Source organism: Aliivibrio sp. 1S175 (assembly GCF_001690985.1).
GTDB lineage: Bacteria > Pseudomonadota > Gammaproteobacteria > Enterobacterales > Vibrionaceae > Aliivibrio.
This window is the reverse complement of the sequence record NZ_MAJS01000013.1, coordinates 103005-127839: the sequence shown is the minus strand read 5'-3', so window position 1 is coordinate 127839 and position 24835 is coordinate 103005. Positions and strand designations below refer to the sequence as shown.

At 38.5% G+C, this 24835-nt stretch carries 23 protein-coding genes and 1 riboswitch; of the genes, 7 read left to right on the top strand and 16 right to left on the bottom strand.

The genetic code is table 11. From position 1 onward, the window contains the following. The first annotated feature begins 103 nt into the window (after positions 1-103). Positions 104-2749, top strand: a complete 2646-nt coding sequence (locus A6E06_RS06975) for a beta-N-acetylhexosaminidase (protein ID WP_065591922.1) — start codon at positions 104-106, stop codon at positions 2747-2749. A 122-nt stretch (positions 2750-2871) separates the two neighbouring features. Here the strand turns inward: A6E06_RS06975 and A6E06_RS06970 are convergent, their stop codons facing one another. The 3 genes from A6E06_RS06970 to A6E06_RS06965 all read right to left on the bottom strand — a co-directional run bounded on the left by A6E06_RS06970 (position 2872) and on the right by A6E06_RS06965 (position 4530). Further along, positions 2872-3423: a disulfide bond formation protein B gene (locus A6E06_RS06970; RefSeq protein WP_065591921.1), complete on the bottom strand. Its 552-nt coding sequence runs from the start codon at positions 3421-3423 to the stop codon at positions 2872-2874. 8 nt (positions 3424-3431) lie between these two features. After that, entirely contained in the window at positions 3432-3587 is a 156-nt protein-coding gene (locus A6E06_RS19955; protein WP_176703452.1) for a DUF5993 family protein, read from the bottom strand. Between the two features lie 469 nt (positions 3588-4056). Next, a complete protein-coding gene (locus A6E06_RS06965) occupies positions 4057-4530 on the bottom strand; it encodes a hypothetical protein (protein ID WP_065591920.1) in 474 nt (157 codons plus the stop codon). A gap of 385 nt (positions 4531-4915) precedes the next feature. Here A6E06_RS06965 and speF point away from each other — a divergent pair, with 385 nt between their 5' ends. Beyond that, positions 4916-7108, top strand: a complete 2193-nt coding sequence (speF, locus tag A6E06_RS06960; RefSeq protein WP_065591919.1) for an ornithine decarboxylase SpeF — start codon at positions 4916-4918, stop codon at positions 7106-7108. Positions 7109-7161: 53 nt separating this feature from the next. Then, complete coding sequence (potE, locus tag A6E06_RS06955; RefSeq protein WP_065591918.1) at positions 7162-8481, top strand: putrescine-ornithine antiporter; 1320 nt, start codon at positions 7162-7164, stop codon at positions 8479-8481. A 69-nt stretch (positions 8482-8550) separates the two neighbouring features. Here potE and A6E06_RS06950 read toward each other — a convergent pair whose 3' ends face one another. The 9 genes from A6E06_RS06950 to A6E06_RS06915 form a co-directional block, all read right to left on the bottom strand. Then, entirely contained in the window at positions 8551-9426 is an 876-nt protein-coding gene (locus tag A6E06_RS06950) for an AraC family transcriptional regulator (RefSeq protein ID WP_065591917.1), read from the bottom strand. Positions 9427-9515: 89 nt separating this feature from the next. Further along, a complete protein-coding gene (locus A6E06_RS06945; RefSeq protein WP_065591916.1) occupies positions 9516-9734 on the bottom strand; it encodes a hypothetical protein in 219 nt (72 codons plus the stop codon). Positions 9735-9736: 2 nt separating this feature from the next. Next, positions 9737-10945, bottom strand: a complete 1209-nt coding sequence (locus tag A6E06_RS06940; protein WP_065592045.1) for a 4Fe-4S binding protein — start codon at positions 10943-10945, stop codon at positions 9737-9739. A gap of 84 nt (positions 10946-11029) precedes the next feature. Continuing rightward, complete coding sequence (locus tag A6E06_RS06935) at positions 11030-11335, bottom strand: hypothetical protein (protein ID WP_065591915.1); 306 nt, start codon at positions 11333-11335, stop codon at positions 11030-11032. Continuing rightward, entirely contained in the window at positions 11335-12849 is a 1515-nt protein-coding gene (locus A6E06_RS06930) for a 4Fe-4S dicluster domain-containing protein (protein WP_065591914.1), read from the bottom strand. Before A6E06_RS06930 ends, A6E06_RS06935 begins: the two co-directional genes overlap by 1 nt. Before the next feature lie 14 nt (positions 12850-12863). Continuing rightward, positions 12864-13970 (bottom strand): tetratricopeptide repeat protein, encoded by a 1107-nt coding sequence (locus A6E06_RS06925; protein ID WP_065591913.1) that lies wholly within the window; start codon positions 13968-13970, stop codon positions 12864-12866. 262 nt (positions 13971-14232) lie between these two features. Continuing rightward, entirely contained in the window at positions 14233-14844 is a 612-nt protein-coding gene (locus A6E06_RS06920) for a toxin-antitoxin system YwqK family antitoxin (protein ID WP_065591912.1), read from the bottom strand. Beyond that, positions 14841-14999 carry a hypothetical protein gene (locus A6E06_RS19950; protein WP_176713276.1) on the bottom strand — a complete coding sequence of 53 codons (159 nt, stop codon included), beginning with the start codon at positions 14997-14999 and terminating at the stop codon, positions 14841-14843. Before A6E06_RS19950 ends, A6E06_RS06920 begins: the two co-directional genes overlap by 4 nt. A gap of 56 nt (positions 15000-15055) precedes the next feature. Continuing rightward, positions 15056-15925: a LysR family transcriptional regulator gene (locus A6E06_RS06915; protein WP_065591911.1), complete on the bottom strand. Its 870-nt coding sequence runs from the start codon at positions 15923-15925 to the stop codon at positions 15056-15058. A 111-nt stretch (positions 15926-16036) separates the two neighbouring features. Here A6E06_RS06915 and A6E06_RS06910 point away from each other — a divergent pair, with 111 nt between their 5' ends. Next, positions 16037-17230 (top strand): MFS transporter, encoded by a 1194-nt coding sequence (locus A6E06_RS06910; RefSeq protein ID WP_255312060.1) that lies wholly within the window; start codon positions 16037-16039, stop codon positions 17228-17230. 7 nt (positions 17231-17237) lie between these two features. Here A6E06_RS06910 and A6E06_RS06905 read toward each other — a convergent pair whose 3' ends face one another. The 3 genes from A6E06_RS06905 to A6E06_RS06895 all read right to left on the bottom strand — a co-directional run bounded on the left by A6E06_RS06905 (position 17238) and on the right by A6E06_RS06895 (position 20336). Next, positions 17238-18824 carry a sensor domain-containing diguanylate cyclase gene (locus A6E06_RS06905; protein ID WP_141676909.1) on the bottom strand — a complete coding sequence of 529 codons (1587 nt, stop codon included), beginning with the start codon at positions 18822-18824 and terminating at the stop codon, positions 17238-17240. 325 nt (positions 18825-19149) lie between these two features. After that, complete coding sequence (locus tag A6E06_RS06900; protein ID WP_065591909.1) at positions 19150-19692, bottom strand: cobalamin adenosyltransferase; 543 nt, start codon at positions 19690-19692, stop codon at positions 19150-19152. A gap of 53 nt (positions 19693-19745) precedes the next feature. Beyond that, positions 19746-20336 (bottom strand): hypothetical protein, encoded by a 591-nt coding sequence (locus A6E06_RS06895; protein WP_065591908.1) that lies wholly within the window; start codon positions 20334-20336, stop codon positions 19746-19748. Positions 20337-20483: 147 nt separating this feature from the next. After that, a riboswitch (cobalamin riboswitch) is annotated at positions 20484-20550 on the top strand. Between the two features lie 62 nt (positions 20551-20612). Here A6E06_RS06895 and A6E06_RS06890 point away from each other — a divergent pair. Genes A6E06_RS06890 through A6E06_RS06880 form a run of 3 tightly spaced genes read left to right on the top strand, consistent with a single transcriptional unit; the run spans position 20613 to position 23361 of the window. After that, complete coding sequence (locus A6E06_RS06890) at positions 20613-21527, top strand: ABC transporter substrate-binding protein (protein ID WP_065591907.1); 915 nt, start codon at positions 20613-20615, stop codon at positions 21525-21527. Further along, positions 21527-22567, top strand: coding sequence for an iron ABC transporter permease (locus A6E06_RS06885; RefSeq protein ID WP_065591906.1), 1041 nt, complete (start codon positions 21527-21529; stop codon positions 22565-22567). The genes A6E06_RS06890 and A6E06_RS06885 overlap by 1 nt, the downstream gene beginning before the upstream one ends. Beyond that, positions 22564-23361: an ABC transporter ATP-binding protein gene (locus A6E06_RS06880; RefSeq protein WP_255312059.1), complete on the top strand. Its 798-nt coding sequence runs from the start codon at positions 22564-22566 to the stop codon at positions 23359-23361. The genes A6E06_RS06885 and A6E06_RS06880 overlap by 4 nt, the downstream gene beginning before the upstream one ends. Before the next feature lie 82 nt (positions 23362-23443). Here A6E06_RS06880 and A6E06_RS06875 read toward each other — a convergent pair whose 3' ends face one another. Continuing rightward, positions 23444-24814 (bottom strand): L-serine ammonia-lyase, encoded by a 1371-nt coding sequence (locus A6E06_RS06875; RefSeq protein WP_065591905.1) that lies wholly within the window; start codon positions 24812-24814, stop codon positions 23444-23446. Between the last annotated feature and the right edge of the window lie 21 nt (positions 24815-24835).

The following is a 24835-nucleotide window of genomic DNA, read 5'->3' as shown; positions in this document are numbered from 1 at the left end:
TTCAAAGCATAAATCGAGATTATCTTAATTTGTAAAGTTAAAAAACTTTTGTATTGTAATTCCAGATTTGAAATTTAATTACTTTATTTATTAGGAATGAATCATGTTGAAAAGAACTCTTCTTTCTACTGTTATTATGGCAAGTTTAGCGGCTTGTTCTTCTACTTCTTCTGAGCAATCAACGGTTAATCAACTGGCTGAAAACCTAGATGTTAACTATACAGTGATCACTAACCAAGGTGCTGATGATGGCCTTGCGTGTAAAGAACTTCAAGCTGAATGGGCATCATGTAACAAAGTAAACATGACCATTACTAACACTGGTGAAGCGGTTGATTCAGCGGATTGGACTATCTATTTCCACAGCATTCGTTTAATTCTAGATGTTGAAAATGACCAATTTAAAATTACTCGTGTAACGGGTGATTTACATAAACTTGAACCAACAGATAAGTTTGATGGTTTTGCTGCAGGCGAAGAAGTCGTTCTTCCACTGGTTGCTGAATACTGGCAGTTATTTGAAACTGACTTTATGCCAGGTGCCTTTGTAACAGCTCCAGGTGCAGAAGCTCGTAATATCATTTCTTTAGATACTGAAAATACTGGCGATTATGTTGATGAAATCATCGGTGTTCAATTAAAACGTACTCTTGCTGATAATAACGTAACAGCAACAGCAAATACGCGTTTTGAGAAAAATGCGGACGTAGCGGAAGTAGATGCGTCTTCTCATATTATTCCAACACCTTTAAAAACAACGCTAACGAACAAAACGGTTGATTTAGCAAAAGGTATCTCTATTACTGCAAACGGTATTGATACTGACCAACTTGCTGCGTTAAATCAACGAGCTGAACTTCTAGGCCTTGAGACGGCGGGTGACTATCCAGTATCTGTAGCTGTTGATAAGAGCCAATTTAAAGATGGCGTATCTGGCGCATACACACTAGATGTCACTGAAGGCAAAACAACGATTGTTGCATTTGATGAAGCTGGCGCATTCTACGGTGTTCAATCTCTACTCGCACTAGTAAGCCTAGATAGTTCAGAAATCCCAACTCTAAACGTAGAAGATGCCCCACGTTTTGAGTACCGTGGCGTAATGGTTGATGTTGCTCGTAACTTCCACTCAAAAGAAGCGATTCTTGCAACTGTTGATCAAATGGCAGCCTACAAACTTAACAAATTACATCTTCACCTAACCGATGATGAAGGCTGGCGTTTAGAAATTCCAGGTCTTCCTGAGCTAACTGACATCGGTAGTAATCGTTGTTTTGATGAGTCAGAAACATCTTGTCTATTGCCTCAACTGGGTTCAGGTGCAGATTCAGATAACTTTGGTTCTGGTTTCTTCACAACAGAAGATTATCTAGAGATCCTAACGTACGCGAAAAACCGTAACATTGAAGTGATCCCAGAAATCGATATGCCAGCTCACTCACGTGCAGCAGTAATGTCAATGGAAGCTCGTTACGCACGTCTTGCTGCTGAAGGCAAGATGGAAGAAGCAAACCAATACCGTCTGATGGATCCAAAAGACGAATCAAACGTAACAACGGTTCAGTTCTACAACAAACAAAGTTTCATCAACCCATGTTTAGATTCATCTGCAACGTTCGTAGATAAAGTAATCACTGAAGTTGCAGCAATGCACAAAGCGGCTGGTGTTCCTTTATCAACATGGCACTTCGGTGGTGATGAAGCGAAAAACATCAAACTTCACGCTGGTTTCCAAGACATCAACGATGAAGAGAAAATCGCATGGAAAGGTGATTTAGACCTATCTAAACAAGACTTCCCATTTGCTAAATCTCCACAGTGTCAGTCTCTGATTGCAAGCGGTGAAGTTGCAGATTTCGAACACCTACCAAGCCATTTTGCAGAGCAAGTATCTAAAATTGTTGCAGCGAAAGGCATTCCACACTTCCAAGCGTGGCAGGATGGTCTGAAACACTCTGAAGGTGCTAATGCATTCGCAACTGAATCGGTACGTGCAAACTTCTGGGATACTCTATACTGGGGCGGTGGTGCTTCAGCGTACGAGTGGGCTGAAAAAGGTTACGACGTAGTTATCTCTAACCCAGATTACGTTTACATGGATTTCCCATACGAAGTTGACGCGAAAGAGCGTGGTTACTACTGGGCAACTCGTGCAACAGATACACGTAAGATGTTTGGTTTTGCACCAGAAAACCTACCTCAAAATGCGGAAACATCAGTTGACCGTGACGGTAACGGCTTTGAAAGTGCGGGTACAGTAACACCGAAGAAACCTTTCTACGGTCTGTCTGCGCAACTTTGGTCTGAAACAGTACGTACTGATGAGCAATATGAGTACATGGTATTCCCACGTGTTATCGCAGCAGCAGAGCGTGCATGGCATGAAGCGTCTTGGGAAAATGAATACAAAGCAGGTGTTAAATACTCTCTAGATACAAACCTAGTGAATAAGAAAGCACAGCTTACTGATTGGACTAACTTTGCCAACACTATGGGTCAACGTGAATTAGCGAAGCTTGAAAGAGCGGGTATTGATTACCGTCTACCAATCCCAGGTGCAGAAATTGCAAACGGCGAACTAAGCATGAACATTTCATTCCCAGGAGTAACGCTACAATACTCTGTAGATGGTGGTAAAACATGGGCAGCATACGATAATGCGAACAAACCAAAAGTAACGGGTGATGTTCAAATTCGTTCAACATCATTTACTGGCGAGCGTGTTAGCCGAGTAACTAGCGTTAAATAATTACGCTAGAAATACAGTAGAAACAGTCATTAAATAATCAAACGGCACTTCTTTATAGAGGTGCCGTTTTTTATGAAATAAATTTCATACCATTAAAAATGGAATCATTCTTTTATTGTTTTCTAGTGACTAAACATATCCAGCAACCAATAGCTTACAGGGTTATCTGGGCACTGATATGGGCCACATTCAATAAAGGTTGAAAGTACATTAACCAATACTGCAATAATTGCTAATATGCAGGCAAATCGACCAAATCTTTCCATTTGATAGACTTCAGATGACCATTCATTATTCCAAAGCATGAGTAGTACAGCCACACCAACAATGGCCATCATAAAGATCACAAATGCCCATGTGTAATAATGCATACCTAAGATAGGGCTACCAAATCCTGGCGTTCCTGGAATTACGTGCAAAGAGACTTGACGTAATGCGGTTGCCGCCCCAAACAACGCACCTACCAATATTACGCCGTAATGCCGTTGTTGCGTACCGTAAATAATGTTTAGCATAAAGCCAAACATCACCATAACAAAGCCAACTCGTTGTAAAAGACAAAGTGGGCAAGGTAATTCATTCCAAGCGACCTGAAGGACTGAACCCATGAGTAAAACAAAGGTAATGCCAAGTAGCCCTAGAATATTGAGTAAAGTTACGTTTTTACTGTTCATACATTCACCTACAGTAAAATGGACAGAGGATCTGTCGCGTGATGATGAAACCAATACAAGCCAATAATGACTGAAGCGGTAAATAAAACGTAACTGGTGCTTTTTTTGCCACTAAACGCGCAGAGCATTGCAACGAGTAGGAGCAAGAAGATTAAACTCATCATAAGTTAACACTTCCTTTAGTTATAATTTAATTGAATACCCTAAATCCTATGTTGGATTGATGAGTACCTGACTTTAATTTTTACTTTCGAGATCTTAAATATAGGTTGAAAATGACATAAATTCATATAATTGAATGTAATGTTCAGACTGATCTACTTTTCATTGGTGAGTGTAAATAAATAAAACAGCGATGAAAGTCTCTTTATTGAGGATAGGGCTATTTAAAAACATCTTTCCGGCAATGGGAGGTTCTATTGATTCATGAGGTGAATGGTAAGGCTAAAAGGAATTTATACGTTATGAGTGATAATTATAGATATTATTATGGTGAGAAAAATTAGAAACTAAATATGTTTCTATTCAATAATAATATAAAAGTAAATGTTGGTTTTATTCTTTATTAATATAATTGTGAGTTTGAATTATTTTAATAAAATTAGTTTCTTTTATATTAAGTGTATGTCATATTTAAATCTTACTGTATTTCGTTTCTTTTTTTGTATATAAATAGTGAGATAAATAAACCCCTCTGTTTTGCCATGAATAATACCTTATGGCAGAATCTTTACTTGAATACATCGTTTTTTTACATTTCATGCACTCGATAAAATAGATACCTTCCTTTATTTTCATAACATGCAGTTTTCTTGAATGGCATTTAGAGCAACTTAACCTACTTATTTTGGATGCTTTGTCTATTTTTCGGCAAAAGCTTTCCAGATCATCATTTTCTAATGATTGATATATACCCTCTGAATTTTCTTCATGTGAAATCAAGTTGTTAAGAGCATAGGAATAGACTGCTGGTATGTTGCAAGTGTTAGATTCCATTCTATTAATTTTTGATAAAGGAACGCCAAATAGCTTTGATAGATAAGCTGTATTTAATTCAAGTAAAAATCGAGCAGCAATAAATTTATAGTGGGTATTAATATCATACATAGTTATCTTCCTATAATATTTAAATACAATTAATATTATGTCTAATTTTTAATCATCTATGATTTGTTTTTTTTAGAATATAAATTAGTAAGTAAAAATATGCAACTGTATATTTACAGAATGACATAAATGTACATTGTGTTAAATTGGGTTAATTTTATTAACATCGATAGTAACATTTAGTCTAATATTGATATTCATTATTAATATACGTGTGAATAGCACTTTTTAATTATTAATAAAAGTAATGGGAGCATATATTTATGATTCAATTTATTATTAGTATTATTAATGTGAGTTAGATCAACAAATCACTCTTGATGTTGTTTTTAATGATCTGATTATTTTAATTTTCTTCCTGTCATCCAAACAGAAGAAAATAATTATGAAAAATTTAAGTATCGCAATAAGCAATAATCTTGGTGATTACTTCATGCCTCTCGCAGATATGCTCGTTGAAACCTTTAACCGAGAACTGAGACCGATTGATACCGTTGCGCTAACCGATGTAAGTGCGGTTATTTTGTCGATTGAAGATGTGTCTGGCGACGTTCATAAACACATTGAAGAAACGTGTTATGGCATTCCAGTGTTTGTTATTTCAGGCGAAGGTGATCGCCAACTTTGTTCTTGTGATTATGCAAAAGTAACCAGTGTGATTGACTTAACACAGCAATCTATTTCGTATTACTGCCGTCAAATTAACGAAGCTGCCCATAAATACGAATCAAAAGTTCTGCCCCCATTTTTTGAAAAGATTACTCGATATGTTGACCAAGGGAATGCAGCGTTTGATTGTCCAGGACACCAAGGTGGCCAGTTCTTTAAAAAACACCCAGCAGGTAAGCAATTCTATGATTTCTTTGGTGAAAATTTATTCCGAAGCGATTTATGTAATGCGGATGTCGCGTTAGGCGATTTGTTAATCCATGAGGGACATGCGTGTGCTGCACAAAAACACGCTGCAAAAGTGTTTAATGCAGATAAAACATACTTTGTTCTTAATGGGACATCTGCATCAAACAAGGTTGCTTGTAACGCTATTTTAACCCCGGGGGATTTAGTGTTATTTGATAGAAATAATCATAAATCAAATCATCACGGTGCCTTATTTCAAGCGGGTGCACTCCCTGTCTATTTAGAAACAGCACGTAATCCTTATGGTTTTATTGGGGGTATTGATGAACATTGTTTTGATGAAAGTTATATTCGCGATCTCATTGCAAAGACAGATCCAGAAAGAGCAAAAGAAGAACGTCCATTCAGAATGGCGATTATTCAGTTAGGCACCTACGACGGTACGATTTATAACGCGCGTTTTGTGATGGATAAGATAGGTCATTTATGTGATTACATCTTATTCGATTCTGCGTGGGTAGGGTATGAGCAATTTATTCCTATGATGAAAGACTGTTCACCGTTGTTATTGGATTTGAAACCAGAAGATGCTGGGGTAGTTGTTACTCAATCTGTTCATAAGCAACAGGCGGGCTTCTCTCAAACGTCACAAATTCATAAAAAAGATAGTCATATCAAAGGTCAAGCTCGTTACTGTAATCATAAACGTTTCAATAATGCCTTTATGATGCACGCTTCAACCAGTCCATTTTACGCATTGTTCTCAGCATTAGATGTGAACGCGAAGATCCATGATGGTGCCTCTGGTCGCAAGCTATGGCATGAATGTGTGAAAATCGGTATCGATACCCGTAAAGAATTATTGAATAGCTGTGAATATATTATCCCGTTCATTCCAGAAAAAGTGGATGGTAAATTATGGCAAGAATACGACACCGAACTTATTGCTAAGGAGAAAAAATTCTTCTTATTTAATCCAGAAGATACATGGCATAAGTTTGAAGGCTATGGAAAGGAACAATACTTTGTTGACCCTTGTAAGTTATTACTAACAACGGCGGGCATTAATGAACATGGTGGTTACGCTGATTTTGGTATTCCAGCGACCTTGTTAGCTAACTTCTTACGCGAAAATGGCATTGTCCCTGAAAAATGTGATTTGAACTCTATCTTATTTTTACTTACACCCGCAGAAGATATGGCAAAAATGCACCAATTGGTGGCTCAAATTAATCGCTTTGAACAATTTGTTAAAGACGATGCGCCATTACAAGTGGTATTGCCAACCGTATATGAAGCGAATAAAGACCGTTATAAAGGCTATACGATTCAGCAATTGTGTCTTGAAATGCACAATATGTATCGAGAGCTAAACGTGAAAGAGTTACAACGTTGTATGTTCAGAGAAGCTTATTTCCCTGAGATGAAACTCATTCCTCAGCAAGCGAATACTCAGTATTTCCGTGGTGACTGTGAATACGTTGAGCTAAAAGAAGCAACGGGTCGTATCGCCGCAGAAGGTGCACTTCCTTATCCTCCTGGTGTGTTGTGTGTGATCCCTGGTGAAGCATGGACCAAAGAAGTTACTCAATACTTCTTAGCGTTAGAAGAGGGGATTAACCAATTCCCAGGATTCGCTCCTGAAATTCAAGGTGTTTATTTGGAAGAAGTAAATGGCCGAACAACTGCTTTTTGTTATGTCCTTAACGAATCAAATTAATAACTAATGAGCGCGGCGGGAGTCTCCTTCCGCGCCACTTCAGTGGTGAACTTATGACACAAAAATCAAAAATGGGCGTAGTGCAACTTACCGTCCTTACTTTCATTAATATGGCTGGGTCCGGCATTATTATGTTGCCAAGTAAATTGGCACAAGTCGGCTCGATTTCGATTATTTCATGGCTTGTGACTGCGATTGGGTCGATGAGTTTAGCTTACGTATTTGCTAAGTGTGGGCGATTTAGTAAACGTCCTGGCGGTATGAATGGTTACGCTTCTTATGCCTTTGGTGATTCTGGTGCTTTCATGGCGGGGTGGACTTATGGCCTATCTTTACTAATAGCAAACATCGCCATCGCCATTACCTCAGTTGGTTATGCTCAAGCATTTTTTGAAATATCGTTAACACCTATTCAAACTTGTATCGCTACAATAGGAGTTTTGTGGTTATGTACTGCGGCTAACTTTGGTGGTGCAAAAGTCACAGGCCAGATTGGTACGTTTACCGTTTGGGGGGTAATTTTACCGGTATGTAGTTTAGGGATTATTGGTTGGTTCTGGTTTAGCCCTGAGATGTACGTTAACTCTTGGAACCCACATAGCTTACCATTTGGTGAAGCGGTGAGCGCCTCAATTGCGATGACATTATGGGCATTCCTTGGGTTAGAATCAGCCTGTGCGAACAGTGATTCAGTTGAAAATCCAGAGAAAAATGTGCCTATCGCGGTACTTGGCGGTACGTTAATTGCTGCTGTGGTTTATATAGTATCTACTAACATTTGTGCGGGTATTGTTGAGAATGGTGCATTAGCCGCATCAACCGCGCCATTCAGTTTGGTATGGCAAGTAATGCTTGGCTCTTGGGCTGGTAAAGCGGTGGCAGGTTTAGCCGTGATTGCATGTACAGGCTCTTTATTAGGGTGGCAGTTTACTATCGCCTCTGTGTTTAAAAGCTCGGCTGATGAAGGTTTCTTTCCAAAGGTATTCTCTGAGATTGATCAACGAGGAACACCAGTAAAAGGAATGGTCATTATTACGGTAATTCAAACGGTACTGTCGTTAATGACAATCAGTCCAACGTTAAATGAACAATTTGAATCGCTAGTGAACTTAGCGGTAGTGACTAACGTAGTGCCTTATATTTTATGTATGGCAGCTATTTTTATCATGCAAAAATTCGCTCATGTTAGTAAAAAAGAGATGAGTAAAACGAATTTTATTGCGGTAGTTGCTGCGGTATATAGTTTCTATGCTCTTTATGGGGCGGGTTATGACGCAATGATGTGGGGTTCTATTGTTACTTTCTTTGGTTGGACTATGTATGGTTTTATCGCATACAAACATGAAGATGTAGAAACTGAACACGTTAAATAGAAATCTCAAAGCCACAACCCCTGCATTTCGTTAGGCTGAAATGAAGGGGTTGTTTGAATAAATAGACAGTTATTTTTGATGTAACCCCATTCGACATAATTGACGGAAATCTTTTGGACTGACATCAGTGTGACGTTTGAAAAATTTAGTCATATTTGTGGCTTCATTAAATCTCAGTTGAGTCGCAATTTCTGAGATCGAATGTTGGCTAAAGGCCAGTAAACGCTTGGTTTCAAGAAGAACTCGGTCATCGACAAGTTCTTTTACGCTTTCTCCTGAATTATCTTTTGCCAATTTATCTAATTGCTTCACGCTTTTTCCTAACGCTAGCGCGATATCACTTGCCGAAGGGCGATCATAAAAGTGAGTTTCAATATGGTTTTTTAAACGATAGAAATCATTACTTCCAATGGTTTGATTTACGGGATTAAACTCACTTTGGAACGTAGGGACAACTACTTTTAGCATGATTGAACGCAATAAATTACGAATAATTTCAGCTTTGAATTCAGAGGTCGATGCAAACTCTTTTACCATCGTTTCAAATAGTGAACCGATGTCATCACCAATATTATCAATCCAGTTAAGGTGTCCTAATGCCATGATCATTAAATCAAAATAAGGGTCATTTTTACCACAAGATAAAAAAGTACAATTGAAAGGTAAAACATAACCATCAACCGTGCGCTCTTTAGCAAACGAATGGACTTGGTTCTTGCCTAATGTGAGTAAAGTACCTGCTCGAATAATGTGTCTTTTATGGTCAATATAATGAAAACCTTCGCCTTTTGATACGTAAATTAAGGCACTAAAATTAAGACGGTGAGGTTGAGAAACGTCATCAATTCCTCTTAAATCATACAGCTCAGAAATTCGGAAAATATACGGATTTGCTAATGCCGTATCAGATCGTAAGCGTTCGATAGGAATGCATTTTTCGTTCATAGGTAGCTCAAAAAAGTGAGATTAAAAGCGGGCTTCTAATCTCCATTTAAATAATGTCATATACTGAAGTTTACATTAAAGCGTTGATTTCAGTATTTCTCGTGTGACATATCTTCGGCCATTTTCTTGAAATCTATCTTAGGCTTAGCCTTTTCTGGAACGATAATTTTCTTTGTTTGGCTTGTTACTGTATGCAGCAATTGATTATGACTCTGTTCGCTTGAGAGAGCCATAAAACTTAACGTTAACTGAAGTAAAATCACAACAGAAGATAGAATAAAAAATACCAGTGAAATGTGTTTTCTCATTGCTATTCTCCTTTCTCTTTTTTGGAGGACTTATGTTTTTTTGTTGCGTTATTTCGTATTTGTTTTACCCAGTTTTTATTAAAGACAATAAAATCTGTCATCGCGTTGATAGGGCATAAACTTTGGCACCATGGACGACGAACCACTAACGATGTAAGTAAGATCATAACGGTTAAAACAAATAAATACATTCCTCCAATCATGCCAAATGCAATGCCAAAAGGTTCATAAATAAACTCTGCTGGGCTTCTAAAATACGCGCCCATACACAGCGTGGTTAGTAATAAAACTCTTGGAAACCAAATAAAAAATTGATGGCGAATAGGGGCGGATTTTGCGTTGCCAACTTTCGCTAAACATTGTTGTACTGCACCAAAAGGGCATAAACTCTGACAATAAATATTACGATTGTAATAGAGGATATAACCGACACTTAATATCAATAAAATAAACGGTGTATAATTGGCGACACCAGATATCCATGAACCGAAAAGCAAGCCTCCCATCGTGGATGAGGAATATAACGAGGCTGAATGAAAACCAAATAGAATGGTTGAACCAAAGAGTAGCCCTGCGTTAAATTTGGCTTTATAAGCAGACCGAGAACGGTTAATCCACACGGCACTAATAAAAAAGACGACGGCTGCAAAATCTAACCATTTTACATAATCTAAAACAGAAGATTTACTGACCAAGCGTTTTCCATACAATTGTTCACGAATAAGGTCAGCGGATTGATTTACCGCGTGAACATAAGCTTGTGATGTGAGTGTCGCGCCTGAAATGGCATCAAATTCTAATAAATGTTCAATAGAATTACCGAGTAATTCCTCTGGTAGTTTCTCTTCTACTACTTTGTCAAAATACGATGATGTTTCTTTAGAAGACAGTAGAGCGAGGCTTTGTATTGTTCCATCAGGAAGAAAAACACTACCCACGGTTAATTCCCCCCCATAGCCAATACCAGAGCCAAAGCTAACCCACTTTATGAGCTTATCATCCGTTGTATTGTTAGAGATTATTTTGAATAATAGAGGGGTAACCTCAACAATTGTCTCTCCTTTTTCTGTGATATGTTCAAAGAACTGGGATTGAGAATGGTTAACGCGTAATCCACCAAGAAACCATGATAAAAGTAAGAGTAATATCGACGATATACTAAGGATTTTATCGCGATTTTTATTTCTCTTCGATGAGGTTTGTTTTGCCATATAAATGATAAGCCACAATGCGTATTAGTGCTTGTGGCTTATTCCTTTTAATAATTAAATTATATATATTTCAGAGTGATGACTTTACATCTTAGGCTTTAATGCAACTAAAATACGAAGTAAAACTGCCCCTGCGATGATTAACCCTGTCCCTGCAAATCCTAAGAAATACCAACCTGCTAATCCTTCATTTTCGCCAAGTAAGGTAAATGCGCCAGCAATAGTTAAGATAATGGATGCCCACCAACCGCCAACTAACGCCCATTTCCCCCCTGTCATTCCGAGATTAAAATGTTTTGCCCATTGGTTTGCTCCTGCAAATACCCAAACTTGCAGTGCGCCTAATGCCATCCAAAAAAGTGGATCGAGTACCGTAGATTGTGGAAACATTAGAAACCCTCCCAGTTACCATCGTAATCCCATGTCTTTTCAACCTTGAGATAGTTTTCACTTCGCATCCATTCTGGCGGTTGGTGATAACCTGCAAAGCGGCCACCATTCCAGTCACCGTGATAGGCTTCTGCTTCTGGGTAATAGAAGAAATTGTGTTGCATTGCGAGTAAGGTTTTACGAGTTAATCCAGTTGGATCTCTAGGATCGGCTTCTTTCACTAATGCATGAATCCAGTTGTTCTTACGAGTGTATGGACACACGGCAATACAGACTCGGCAACCCATTGCACTTTCGGTTGGGCCTTGACGCCACATTGTCCAGCAGCTGTCTTGGTTAAATTCAAATTTACGATAACCGCGCACGATAGCATCTGGTTTATCGGCTTTACTGATTGAACCGCTTGGACAAGAATCTGCACAGATTTTGCACTCTTCACAGAAGTGTTTCACCTTGGTATCAATCGGTTTATCCGCTTCCATATCGAGTTCAGTGATAACGGCAGCAAGGCGAATGTTTGGGCCTAATTCTGGGGTTAATAAAATACCATTACGAGCGGCTTCGCCCATACCAGCTTGAATTGCCAGAGGGGGGACTACGATCTCATAATCAGATCCCGGCCATTGTGGACGAGCCGCATAACCGAGCTCACCAAGGTAAGCAGCCATCAAACCTGAGGCGTTTTTTGCACGGAAGTAACCGTCGTATGAGGTCGAATAACCAATAGCAGCATACATTGGATCCCAGTTCATTGGTGTTCCAAAAATGATGACGTTTTTCCAATGTTTAGGGATACTGTCATCCCAATCTGGCATTCCACGCATGGTATTTTTGAATACAAAATTCGGGTCTAGTTTTGTAATACCAACCACACTCATGCCAAATTTGAAGGCCATTTTCTTGATCAAATCAGCGGCGTGTTTTGGTGACTTAAATTCCTGTTTTTCACGTTTAACCCATTGGAAATCAACCTCGTCTGGGTGGCCTTGTGGTTTTGGTGGGAAATCACTATAAACACCACGCATATAAGCGGCTGAATAAGCCCAACCTAAGGCAAAGCGATCACGATGCTTTTCAAAATTTTGAGCGTGTTCTGCTTTTTCTTCAAATGATTGATACATATCAGCCCAACGCTCTGGATAGCGTGAGTAATATTCGCGTACACCATCGTGTGGAATATCGCGCCAATCTTGGGTTGGGATCCAACCATTTTTCATTTCTGCGCCAAGTACGCGAGTTCGATGGAATAAGAAGTCTCCCCATTCAGGACGGATGAGTTCTGAAGCTACTTCCATCGTTGGTGCGACATCGACACGAAATGACTCACGGTTAAAGAACATATCTTTGCCGGCTTCTGTGCGTCCATAACCGACGTTTGCATCAGGATCTCGTCCTAATACAAAGCCCGCTCCTGCGGCGGCCCCTACCGTTACGGTTGCGGCAGCAATGCCGCCTAATTTTAGAAAGTCGCGGCGAGAAGTGCTCGCGATTTCTTGGTGATTGTGTTGTTTCACAATAGCTCCAATGGTTAACTTAATTCGAGAATATCGAGGCTCAATTTTTTATTCATTGTATTGAGTAGCTCTCGATGAGTAATTTTGAAATGGGCAGATAGCTTGTTTAGCTCAACCATAATAATTTGTGCATTGCTCCATTGTTCGGTATGAAAGTAACAAAGGAACAACTGTTCTAATGACCATTCATCATGAGGTTCAAATACAAGCAATTGTTTAAGATCTGGTTCTAATTTGGTGTAGTCTTTAATGTCAGCTTTAGCATGAGCTCGAATATTAAGGACATCGAAACAAGAAGGATTGACCGATAGATAATGGTCTAGTGCTTCAATGGCTTCTTCACAACGTCCATTTTGATGAGCTGAGATCCCAGCAAGGCGGACTAATTCCATAGAGACGACTTCATTATCAAAGGCTGCCGTTATCCATTGTTCAGCCTTAGTTTTTTCACCTAAGGCTAAATAACTACTGATCGCAGTGATGTAAGTTGAAATGAGTTTTTTATCTAAAAGGTGAGCTTGTTCTGCATAGGTTACTGCTTGAAGGAAATTACCTTCTTGATAATACAGACCAGATAGATTTTGATAACCACCGACAAAATCGGGAGCTATCTCAATACTCTCTTCAAAACAGTCTTCCGCCTGCTCTATATTTCCGAGATAAAGGTGGGTAAAACCAAGATGGCAATGTGTCATTGGATTGGTGTTATTGAGCGTAAGCACTTCTTCAAAAATTGCTTTAGCTAGATCATAATCACCGAGCTGTTGGTAAACTAAACCACATTTTGTTTTGAAATCCTCTTCAGGTAAGACTTTTTTATGATGATTGATCATCGACATAGCTAATTGGCATAGCTGTGCAGCCATTAAGGTTTCAAATAGAAAACTGAGTGTGGATGAAGTAAATGACGTCTTTTGAAGTACATCACTTAATACGAGAGTGAATGCCTCATGTTCTAGCCAATCAATTTGGTTTTTATCTTGCTTCTTCTTATCGAGAAATTGGGCACTCAGAAACATAAGCTTATCGTTCAGCTGCTCTTCCATGAGTTTTTCTGTTGGGAGATCATCAATGTGGCTATGTATATACAGGTAAAGCTCAAGCCATTTACTGTTTATCATGCGGTTTTATTGTCCATACTAAAATATCAGGAGGATTTTTCAGTATAAACAAGGTGGTTAAAAGGTATAAAATACCCCAAAATAGGTAGTATTTATCCCTTTATCAATAATTATGATTTTGATCAAAAGATGATGGTTACTTCTTCAGCAGGGCGTCGTGATATTTTATCTCGTTTCCTATAACGAAGTAGATAAAGTAAAGCCCTTAGCATGATACGCGTAAGGGCTTTTATAAAGTTATTCGTTACTAGGTAGCTAGGTATTAACTCTCAGGTAACCATGTTTGCTCTGAAACAATCTTTTGATTTTTGAACGTCAATTGTTCTACTTTATCGCCGTTATTATTCCAATGAGTGACTGAACCATCTTTAATTTTACCGTCATCATAATTGGCTTGGGTCGCTTTTTTTCCGTTAGCATAGTAGCTAGTGTATTGACCGTCTTTTTGGCCGTCATCATAGCTGATGGTTAAGTTTTTCTCGCCATTGTCATACCAACGAGTTGCCTGACCATCTAGCTGATTATTCTTATAAGTAAATTCAGTTTTCTTTTGACCATTAGCATACCAAGTCTGCATGTGGCCATTTAATTTGCCGTCTTTGTAATTAAGAGTCGACGCCATTTGACCGTTTGGATACCAATTACTTTCAGTACCAATCTCTAAGCCTTTATTGAATTGTGCTTTAGTTGAGATTTGTCCATTATCGTATTTTTGAACGAATGCCCCTGTGTATGGGCTTTCTTGGTTAACTTGATAAGCTACGCCATTACGCATTTGTAAATAATCAACAGTACTGTCTTTTGGTGCTGTTGCTGCGTAACTGGCACCAGACACTGCACTTAGAGCAAGTAGAACAGGAATATATTTCTTCATAGTGGTACCTCATTTTTCGCTAACATTTCATATGAACGGCTATGGTTTTGGCTTATATCGCTCTCATCATTTTTATTATTTTGATGTTTAAAGCTAAGCTGGTATTCAATATTCCACTTATTTTTAGTAATGTCAGTACCGAATTTGGTAGTCATAATTTTCATTTATGAGGTGTTAATTTAGGGAACTTTTCGTGCTTCTTGGGGTAGTACTAGTGGTTTTGTTTCACAAAGTCTAAGAAGGTTCTGTCGGCTTTAGATAGGTAACCGTTCTTTCTCCATGCAATCGAAATATCAAGAAAAATAGGATCACTAAAAGGAATAGAGACAATATCGGGCTCGTTCTCGGTGGCCAGTTCTAACAAGGCACTAATGGCAAAGTCTCGTTTTACAATTTTCAGTATTACTGGTAATAGGTTGGTTTCAAAAGAGAAATTAGCGGTCAGTTTCTGTTGTTGGCAAATGGCATCTAACCTTTCTCTATGAAAATACCCTTGTTTAAACATGACTAATTCTTGAGAGAAAAACGCTTTAAATGACAGCGTTTCTTTTGTTGCAAATTCATGTTCAGGACTCACCACTGCAACCATTTGAGATCGTAATAAATGGTCAGAATCAAGGGCGTCAGGTAAGTTTCTTACTTGAGTAATCCCAAGATCTATCTCCCCATCAAGTAACATTTTTTGAATTGATTGAGCCCCTGCTTCTACCATGGTGAGTTTTAATTTTGGGTATCGGCTTTTAAAGGCCATCAGTACATCTGGAAAGTAATAGGTTCCCATTATGCTAGGTACCCCCAATCGAACTTCGCCTTTTTCTAATCCTCTTAATTCCTTCATGGCAAGGGTCGCATCATCCAATTGTTGAAGAATGAGCTTAGCGTGAATGAGCAACGTTTCACCTTCATGAGTTAACGCTATCTTTCGATCATTACGGCGGAACAAATCGAGTTCTAATTCGTTTTCTAACTTTTTGATGGCAACGCTTAGTGCTGGCTGAGCAATATGGAGGGAATGAGCAGCGTGAGTGATGTTTTTATGCTCTGCAACTGCGACAAAGTATTTCAATAATCGTGTATCCATGAATTAATCACCATAACTAAAAACTATCAAATCGATAATTATTATATATTTTCATTATTTCAATGAACTTGCTACTGTTTTGGTATTGTTTTCCTGATGATGATCACTGAGATGATTGAGTTTCGTAGTAAAGCCTATTACCAAGTAAGTGCCGCATTAGCATTCGGCTCATTTTTAGTTTTTTGTAATTTGTACTTGTTCCAACCAATGTTGCCAGTATTAGCATTGCATTTCTCGGTGTCTGCAACACAGATTAATTGGTTATTATCCGCAGGGACATTTACTTTAGCCTTAATGTTACTTCCTTGGGCTATTACATCGGAAATAATAGGCCGTCGTAAAGTTCTTTTAATCAGCCTTTTTTTATTACCTGCTATTGGATTAACGTCCTTACTGACTGATGATTTAACGCTATTGATAATTAGTCGTGGGTTAATGGGCATGGCGTTAGCTGGTTTTACTGCGGTGGCTGTTGCTTATATGGCTGAAGAGTTTTCAGCTAAAGCGTTTAGTCATGCTATTGGGGCTTACATTAGTGCTAATTCATTAGGTGGGATCTCTGGGCGTATTTTTGGCGGTATGCTTACGGATCATTTTGATTGGCAAACGGCGGTGGTTTGCATGGCAATACTTAGTTTGATTGGGGCGATTGTCGTGGCTTTAGTATTACCGAAACAAGAACAACCTAGCGTGCCGAGTGCATCATTATCTCAATATCATAGAATTATTTTTCAGCATTTAAGAAACAAGAAGATATTTTTTGCGATGCTTATTGGTGGTGTTAATTTTGCTCTGTTTGTCAATTTGTACACTGTAACGGGTTTTCGATTAGTGAGTGAACCTTATTTTTTACCCATTAGCATCGCTTCAATGATTTTCTTATGTTATCTCTCTGGTACGGTTAGTTCTCGTTTAGTGGGAATATGGAATCACCACTTTACCCCTGTGCTAGGTATGTTTTTTGGTACGTTGATTAGTTTATTAGGAATGCTGGTAGCAAGCAGTGATTCTTTAGTTGTCATTTTGATAGGCTTAAATATATTAAGCTTTGGTTCGTTTTTTACGCATTCATTAGCGTATGGCTGGGTGAGTCAGCAGGCGGATAATGCTAAATCAACAGCAACGGCTTTATATCTTGTTCATTATTATGTTAGTGGCAGTTTGGGTGGTTTTTATTTAACGTATTGTTGGCAGCATGGAGGGTGGGATTTAGTCATGTTAGGGTCAAGTTTGTTGTATGGTGCGGTGTTCCTATTTTGCTGGCGCTTGTATCGTTACACCCATACTAATAGGGTATGGGTGTAACGGATGTTTATCGGCTAAATACTTGATATCCATTTTTACCTGAACGCTTAATGTAGTACATCGCTTCATCGGCGTTATGCATTAAGTCGTTGATATTTGAGCCATGTTCAGGATAGAAAGCAACACCGATACTGGTGTTCAACATATGTTGTTCGCCATCAAGTTTTAATGGTTGGTGAGATAAATATAAATAGGCCTCAACTTGTGAAATGATGTCTTTTGTATCTTCTACATTATAAATAAGTATGGCAAACTCATCACCGCCAATACGAGAAACATAAGCATTAATGGAGAATGCATATTCTAGGTTTTTAGAGACCGCTTTTAATGCGAGATCACCAACACTGTGGCCAAAGCTGTCATTTAAATCTTTGAACCCATCAAGATCTATATAGATTAACGCTAATTTTGAACCTGTACGCCGTGCATCTTGTATTTTCCAATGGAATAGTTTTTTGAAATATCCACGGTTAATCAGCCCCGTTAAACTATCATGGTGAGCCAGTTTTCTTATTTCATTATGATCTATGCTCTTTTTAAGCTGCAATCGAGCGATAACATAGGACATTGAGAATGAAAAGAAGACCATGCTGATTAAAATATAGATATCATTGGTCGATGTTTTTTCTAATGGCCACTGGTTTGAATACGGAGAGTACGTAATTAAACGCCAGCACGTATCATTTTTTATAATATGAATGTCTTTGAATGAATCAAGATTCTTAGGGTAAGAGAAAACAGAATCAAACGTTAATACCCCGGAGTCTAGAGCGAACTGCCCCTTTTTGTGTGTGTTTACACAATTAAATTCTTTGGGGAAAATATCTGAAAACGTTTGATTTTTACGTGTAGGGAACATAAACCCAAATTCAAGTTCTGGTCTTTTGTCATAAAATAGGAAGTAATTATTACTATTTATTAACATGTGATGGTCTTTGTTATTTAGATTAAATATTTTTAAGCCATCAAGAAGATGTTTTGCTAAATAGTTAAGAATCACAATGCCACGTTTATGACCGTTTTTATCGTATACAGGTGTGCTCAACCTTATCATCGGTTTATGTGGAAGCTCAATTTTATTGTGTTCAATGTTTAAATCAAGAATGGATATATAGACATCGCTATCGTGTAATTTTAAGCTGTCTTTGAAATAATAACGGTCTGCTTTATTTTGAAGTCGCTCCTTTGGAACAACAGATGGAACGCCATTATTATAGTTAATACGGATGATTTCGTTTCCTTTTAAATCAAGGTAACGAAGTTGATCATAAAGACCTTTACGTAAACTGAGGGCCATTGCATTTAACTCGGCCAATTCGGTCATTTCTTTATTATTTTTGTCATAAGCTTGGTTAATTTCGATAAAGTCAGATAGTAATAAAAGGTCTTGCCCAATACTATTTAATGTCATTGAAATATATTTTTTCTGAGCAGCAACAACGGCTTTTTGTTCATACTTTATTTTATTAAGAGATGTTTCATTTTCAGAGTATTTATAAAAATAGAATACAGAAAGTAGGATGATAAACATCAATAAGGACAAAAGAAGAAAGTTAGGCCAAAAAAGGTATTTATTAGGCTTATTTAATTTCATTATTCTATTCACTTATAAATATAAAAATAAGGTAGTGGTATATAGGTCATTATGAATGAGACATCACTAAATTGTACAAGGAAACTATAAAGGGAGACTTTACCACTCAATAAGCATTTATATCAATATTTTAGAATCGGAAATAGCATCAAAAATTATAATCGTGGTAAGGAATGTTTAAATAACTGAAAGGTTGTTACAGCGTTGGTACAACTGTAACAATATTAGCTATTGATTTCATTGTTAATAACGGTTGTGTATATTTATTGCATATTTTATTTATTATATTAGGTTGACAAAAAATATGTTGAAATTAATCATTTGATTAAATTTTCGGTGGCATAGGATAATTAATACTGACGTATTCAGGCTCTTCTATTCCAGCTTCTTGGTTTAATACGCGTGTTAGCACGAAATAGTAGTTAGCGAGTACATTGGCAAAACGAGGTAGGGTTTCTGGTATCTTTTTTGTGGTTAATTTATCTATTTGAACCAAAGTACGAACCACTTTTTTACTTAAGCTACGACATTGGTGCAGTTGAATTACGGGACCGGTTCCTCTTGGAAGAACAAAGCGTTTTCCTTTATCTTCAACTTGTTTTTTAAACGCGATCATTTCAGCGAGCAGTTCTTGTACGTCTTCTTCAAAAATACCGCATTTACCACGAATTGACCCATTTAAATGAAAGATCTTTGGCTGTAAACGCTCTAGAGATCCTCTTACTTGAACGTGAGTGATTTGAGAAAGTGCTAAACCAGTATAGGCACATAGCTCATCGGTTAGGATCTCAAAATCACACAGTGGACTGTCTTCAAAAATAAAAGGGTATGAAAGCTCACCAACCACACCAGATGCTTTTAGTGCCATAATTAAATCACTTAGTTATCAATAAAGAGTGAACGTACTTTATCACGTATTATCTAGGATTGATTATCCTTTTCTTGGCTTAGTAGCTGTAAAATGTTGTCGTGATTTTTATTCGTCATTTCAAGAGATAGGGCTGAATTTTCGATTGCTTTTGCCATGGTTGAAATATTGGTAGTCGCTTGTAATAAGGTATTTTGTAACGGGCGAAGAATAAACCAATAGAAGCAGGCAATAATCGCGACCAAGGCAAGGACAACGATAGCGAGTAATAAAATGACTTTAAAAGTTAGGTCATCAAAAAATTGTGTACTGGTTGTAGAAAGGGTTTCTTTTGATTCTTTTAAAAAAGTGGGTAACGATTGAAGTGAATCAGATGAAACATCGACAAGGTTATTGATGTTTTCTATTGTTTTATGAATGTTTTGTTGTTGCTCTGGAGTGAGGTTTCTATTTTGTGCGATGAGCTCAAGAGAGTCAGCCATTTTTAGCATTGCTTGTGCGCCTTGTTCGGCAGATTGCTCAATGCCTTTGATATCAATCATAGCGTTAATCGTCACAAGAGGTTGAGTGGTGACGGGTTCTTCTGTATTTGCAAAACTAGCAGAAGTGAACATGGCTATCAGAAACAGCAACGAGTATTTCATTTTTAATCCTTTAAATAAAACATCCTATATAGGGTTACTATAGAAAAAAATGGCTTCTATTACCATTGCTTAACGCTAAGAAAACAAATGCTTTCAAGGTATAAAGATAGAATATATAGCGACAGCGAAGTACAATACCGCATCTTCGGAATACGGTGAAAGTCCGTAACGGGCGCGCCACTGTAAGAGTATATTAAGTACTTAAGTCAGATACGAAGAGCAAGGCTTACAATGAAGTAAGCCATTTTATTAGGTACGCGATTTACAGGAGTTGCCATGCATTGGCCTGCGTTTAAGCATTTTTTTATCTTATCTTTACTTGTTTCATTTCCGTCAATGGCTGAAACGGTATATCCGTTGTCTTTAATTGATGGTTTAGGTAAGCAAGTCATTATCGAAAAAGAACCTAAAAAGATTTCTTCTAAAACCCTTTTTACTGATGCGGTGTTATTAGAGTTAGTCGATGAACATTCGTTATCAAGCCTCACGGATTTAGCCAGTAACCCTAATTACTCTGCGGTAAAAGACATTCTTCCAAAGTCTGTTCCCTTATTGGCTCTAAATGTTGAAATGATCATTGCGAATCGTCCTGATATTGTTTTTGCTGCCAATTGGAGTGATGCGTCAAAATTGGCGATTATTGAAAGTGCAGGCATTCCGGTTTATCGAATTCAAACCCCAAAAACGATTACTGAGATCGAAGCTGAGATATTACGTGTTGGTGAAATAGTTAATAAAAGCGAAGCGGCTGAAAAAATCATTACCAAAATGAAAGCACGATTAGATCAAAATGTGGTTAAACCGAAACAAAGATTAACGGCACTCGATTATAACCCTTGGGGTACTTCTAGCGGGCAAGATTCCACATGGGATGAAGTATTAGAACAAGCGGATCTAGATAATGCGATTGAAGGATTAGTGAGTGATAAATACGGACAAGTGCCAGTATCAAAAGAAATGGTGATTGTGCTTAATCCAGATGTGTTATTTATTCCTGCCTGGGTTTATGGTGATGACAATGGTGCAGAGCATTTTAGACAAGAAGTGATGTCTGATCCGTCATTGCAATCGGTCACTGCGATTAAAGAAGGGCGTGTGTATCAAATGCCTCATGTATTAAGAAGTGTTTATAGTCAGTACATTATTGATGCTGTTCTTTTTGTTAATCATTCAGTGTATAAGAAACTCTAATGCCTTTTTATCGTTTAACATCATTTCAAATTATTATCTCAGTCAGTCTGTTTATTGGTCTTTTTTTGGCTTACCTCAGCCTTGGAGCAGTGCATATCCCAGTTTTCGATATATTGGCGATGTTTAAGAGTTACTTACTTAATGGTAGCGAACTCGCAGCAAAAGAATACCCATTAGCTTCTGCGATTGTAATGCACATTCGCTTACCTAGAGCGTGTGCCGCTATTCTGGCTGGTGGTGCATTGGCGTTGGCGGGAGCTTGTACTCAGGGCTTATTTAAAAATCCATTAGCCAGTCCAGATGTACTAGGTGTGAGCTCTGGCAGTAGTTTTGGGGCGGTCATCGTTATTGTATCGGGCTTCTCGTTTATGAACCCGATGTGGTTACCTATTTTTACTACGGTGGGGGCATTAGCGGCATCAGCATTTATTTATGTGCTTGCATCTCGTCATTCATCCTCTCAAATCTTGTTTTTAATCTTAACGGGTTTGGCGCTTTCTAGTTTATTGGGTGGCGCTCGAATGGGTTTGCTATTAATGGCTCAGCAATATGAAGTCAGCCAATTTGTCTTTTGGGCAATGGGTGGTTTAGATGGGCGTATGTGGCAACATTTATTATGGCCAACGCCTGTCATTATTATCGTTTCAATTTTGCTCTTAAAAGAGAGTCGCGCCTTAAATTTATTAGCATTAGGTGAAGAAAGCGCGCACGGTATGGGGCTTAATGTAAAGCAGACCCGATTCAAATTATTGATGTTCGCTACTTTGTTAACGGCAATGTCGATAGCGATAGCCGGACCAATTGGTTTTATTGGTTTGATGGTGCCACATTTAGTGCGTTTATTGGTTGGGCCTGCGCATGAAAAGCTGTTGCCGTTCTCTGCCATTTTTGGTGTTATTTTCTTGCTCGTATGTGATTTGTTAGGCCGTTGGATTATTGCGCCAAATGAGTTGAAAGCGGGGATCATTACCTCGTTTATCGGTGGTTGTTACTTTATCGGTTTGATTATTCGATTCCAAAGAAAAGGGCGTTTAGCATGAGTAAGATGAATTCAAAAGAAGCGCTACTAAACGTATTAAACCTCAGCTATCAAGTCGGCTCTAAAACGCTATTAAAAGGCATTTCGTTTTCAGTGAATGCAGGAGAGTTAGTTGGGATTATTGGCCCTAATGGCGCCGGTAAAAGCACCTTGATGAAATGCATCAGTGGCTTTCAAACGTATTCACAGGGTGACATTTTAATTAAAGGTGAATCGTTATCGAGCCTTTCTCATATAGAACGTGCATTAAGCATGAGTTATTTACCCCAATACAGTGAAGCTGCATTTCCATTTAGCGTGATGGAAACCATTGGGTTAGGGTTTCATGCAAAGCAACAGAAAGAACTTATTTCTAAAGCCGTGATTAAAGAACAAAGCCAAGCTGCCTTAGAAAGAGTGGGGATTGGGCATTTAAGCTCTAGAACCGTGACAGACTTATCTGGCGGAGAAAAACAGCTAGTGCATTTTGCGCGATCATTAGTGCAAGGAACGCCATTAATGCTGCTTGATGAGCCAACCGCCAGTTTGGATATTGGCCATGAATCTCAGTTAATGAATGTACTCCATAAAGAGTGCAAAAATGGAAAATCCGCCTTGGTTGCGATTCATAATCTAAATACCGCCGCCGAGTTTTGTGATCGTCTAATCTTGATTAACCAAGGTGAAGTGATGGCAGAAGGTAAACCTAATGATGTGCTGTGTGAAGAGAATATTCGAGCTTTATATCAAGATTTAGTGATGGTGTCTCACCATGCGGTGACAGGGAATACGATAGTGTCGCCGTATAAAAAATAATTCAATATTTAGATAGTAACTATAAAAAATCCAGAACCTCGTTTGAGAGCTCTGGATTTTTTTGTTTATTGGTTAGATGAAATTATTCACACGGTGGTGCCATGTGAATTAACGCCAAGCCACCTAAAGAAGTTTCACGGTATTTTCGATTCATGTCTTTACCTGTTTGGTACATGGTATCAATCACTTTATCTAGCGAGATTAAACACTTACTTGTGCGCTTTAAGGCCATACGAGACGCGTTAATTGCTTTCATTGAACCCATTGCATTACGCTCGATACAAGGCACCTGAACGAGGCCTCCAATCGGGTCACACGTCATGCCCAATGAGTGTTCCATTGCAATCTCTGCCGCCATACAAATCTGTTCATTACTGCCACCGCGAAGCGCAGTTAAGCCTGCTGCTGCCATTGAGGATGAAACGCCGACTTCACCCTGGCAACCCACCTCAGCACCAGAAATCGACGCATTGGTTTTGTATAAAATACCAATCGCGCCAGATACCGCTAAGAAGTCTTTTAATTGCTTGGTGTCTAGCTCTTTAATGAAACGATGGTAATACATCAATACACCAGGAATAACCCCCGCCGCGCCATTGGTTGGAGAAGTAACAACTTGTCCACCAGCGGCGTTTTCTTCACTTACTGCAAAAGCAAATAAATTAATCCAATCCATGATCTCCATTGGGTCGTTTTCAATAGAGGCATTTGCTTCCAGTTTTTTTAATAATGCAGGTGCACGGCGGACCACGTTTAAGCCGCCATCAAGAATGCCTTCGGTTTGAAAACCACGTTCCATACACAATGACATTACTTTCCAGATTTGATCTGCTTTCGCATCAATCGCTTCCATTGGTTGGAAGGCTACTTCATTACGTAGTACAAAAGCGCCTAAACTTAATCCTTGAACTTCTGCTTTTTCTAGCATTTCATCCGCTGATTTGAATGGGAATTCAACCTCAACATTAGTGGTGCTTTTTCCATTCGTTAATTCATCTGCGGTTGCAATAAAACCACCACCCACAGAGTAATAAGTTTCGATGGCAAGCTGTTGGCCTGCCGCATCAAAGATTGAAATCGTCATGCCATTTTCGTGCAATGGCAAGTTGGTTTTATGAAAAAGCATATCAGTTTCATAATCAAAAATGATTTCATGATCACCGGCAACGGTAAGTACTTTGTCTTCAATGGCTTTTTTCATCGCCAAATTTGCGCTAGTAATCTTGATGGTGTCAGGGCGGTTGCCTAATAAGCCTAAAATAGTCGCGCGATCGGTGTGGTGGCCGATACCCGTCAGCGAGAGCGACCCATATAAATCAACTTGAACACGAGAAACTTGCGCTAAATGTGGCTGAATAAGTTGGGTGAAGTTGTATCCAGCAATCATAGGACCATTTGTGTGTGAGCTTGATGGCCCAACGCCAATTTTGTAGATATCAAAGATAGACAGCATAAGACATTACCTATTTTAGAG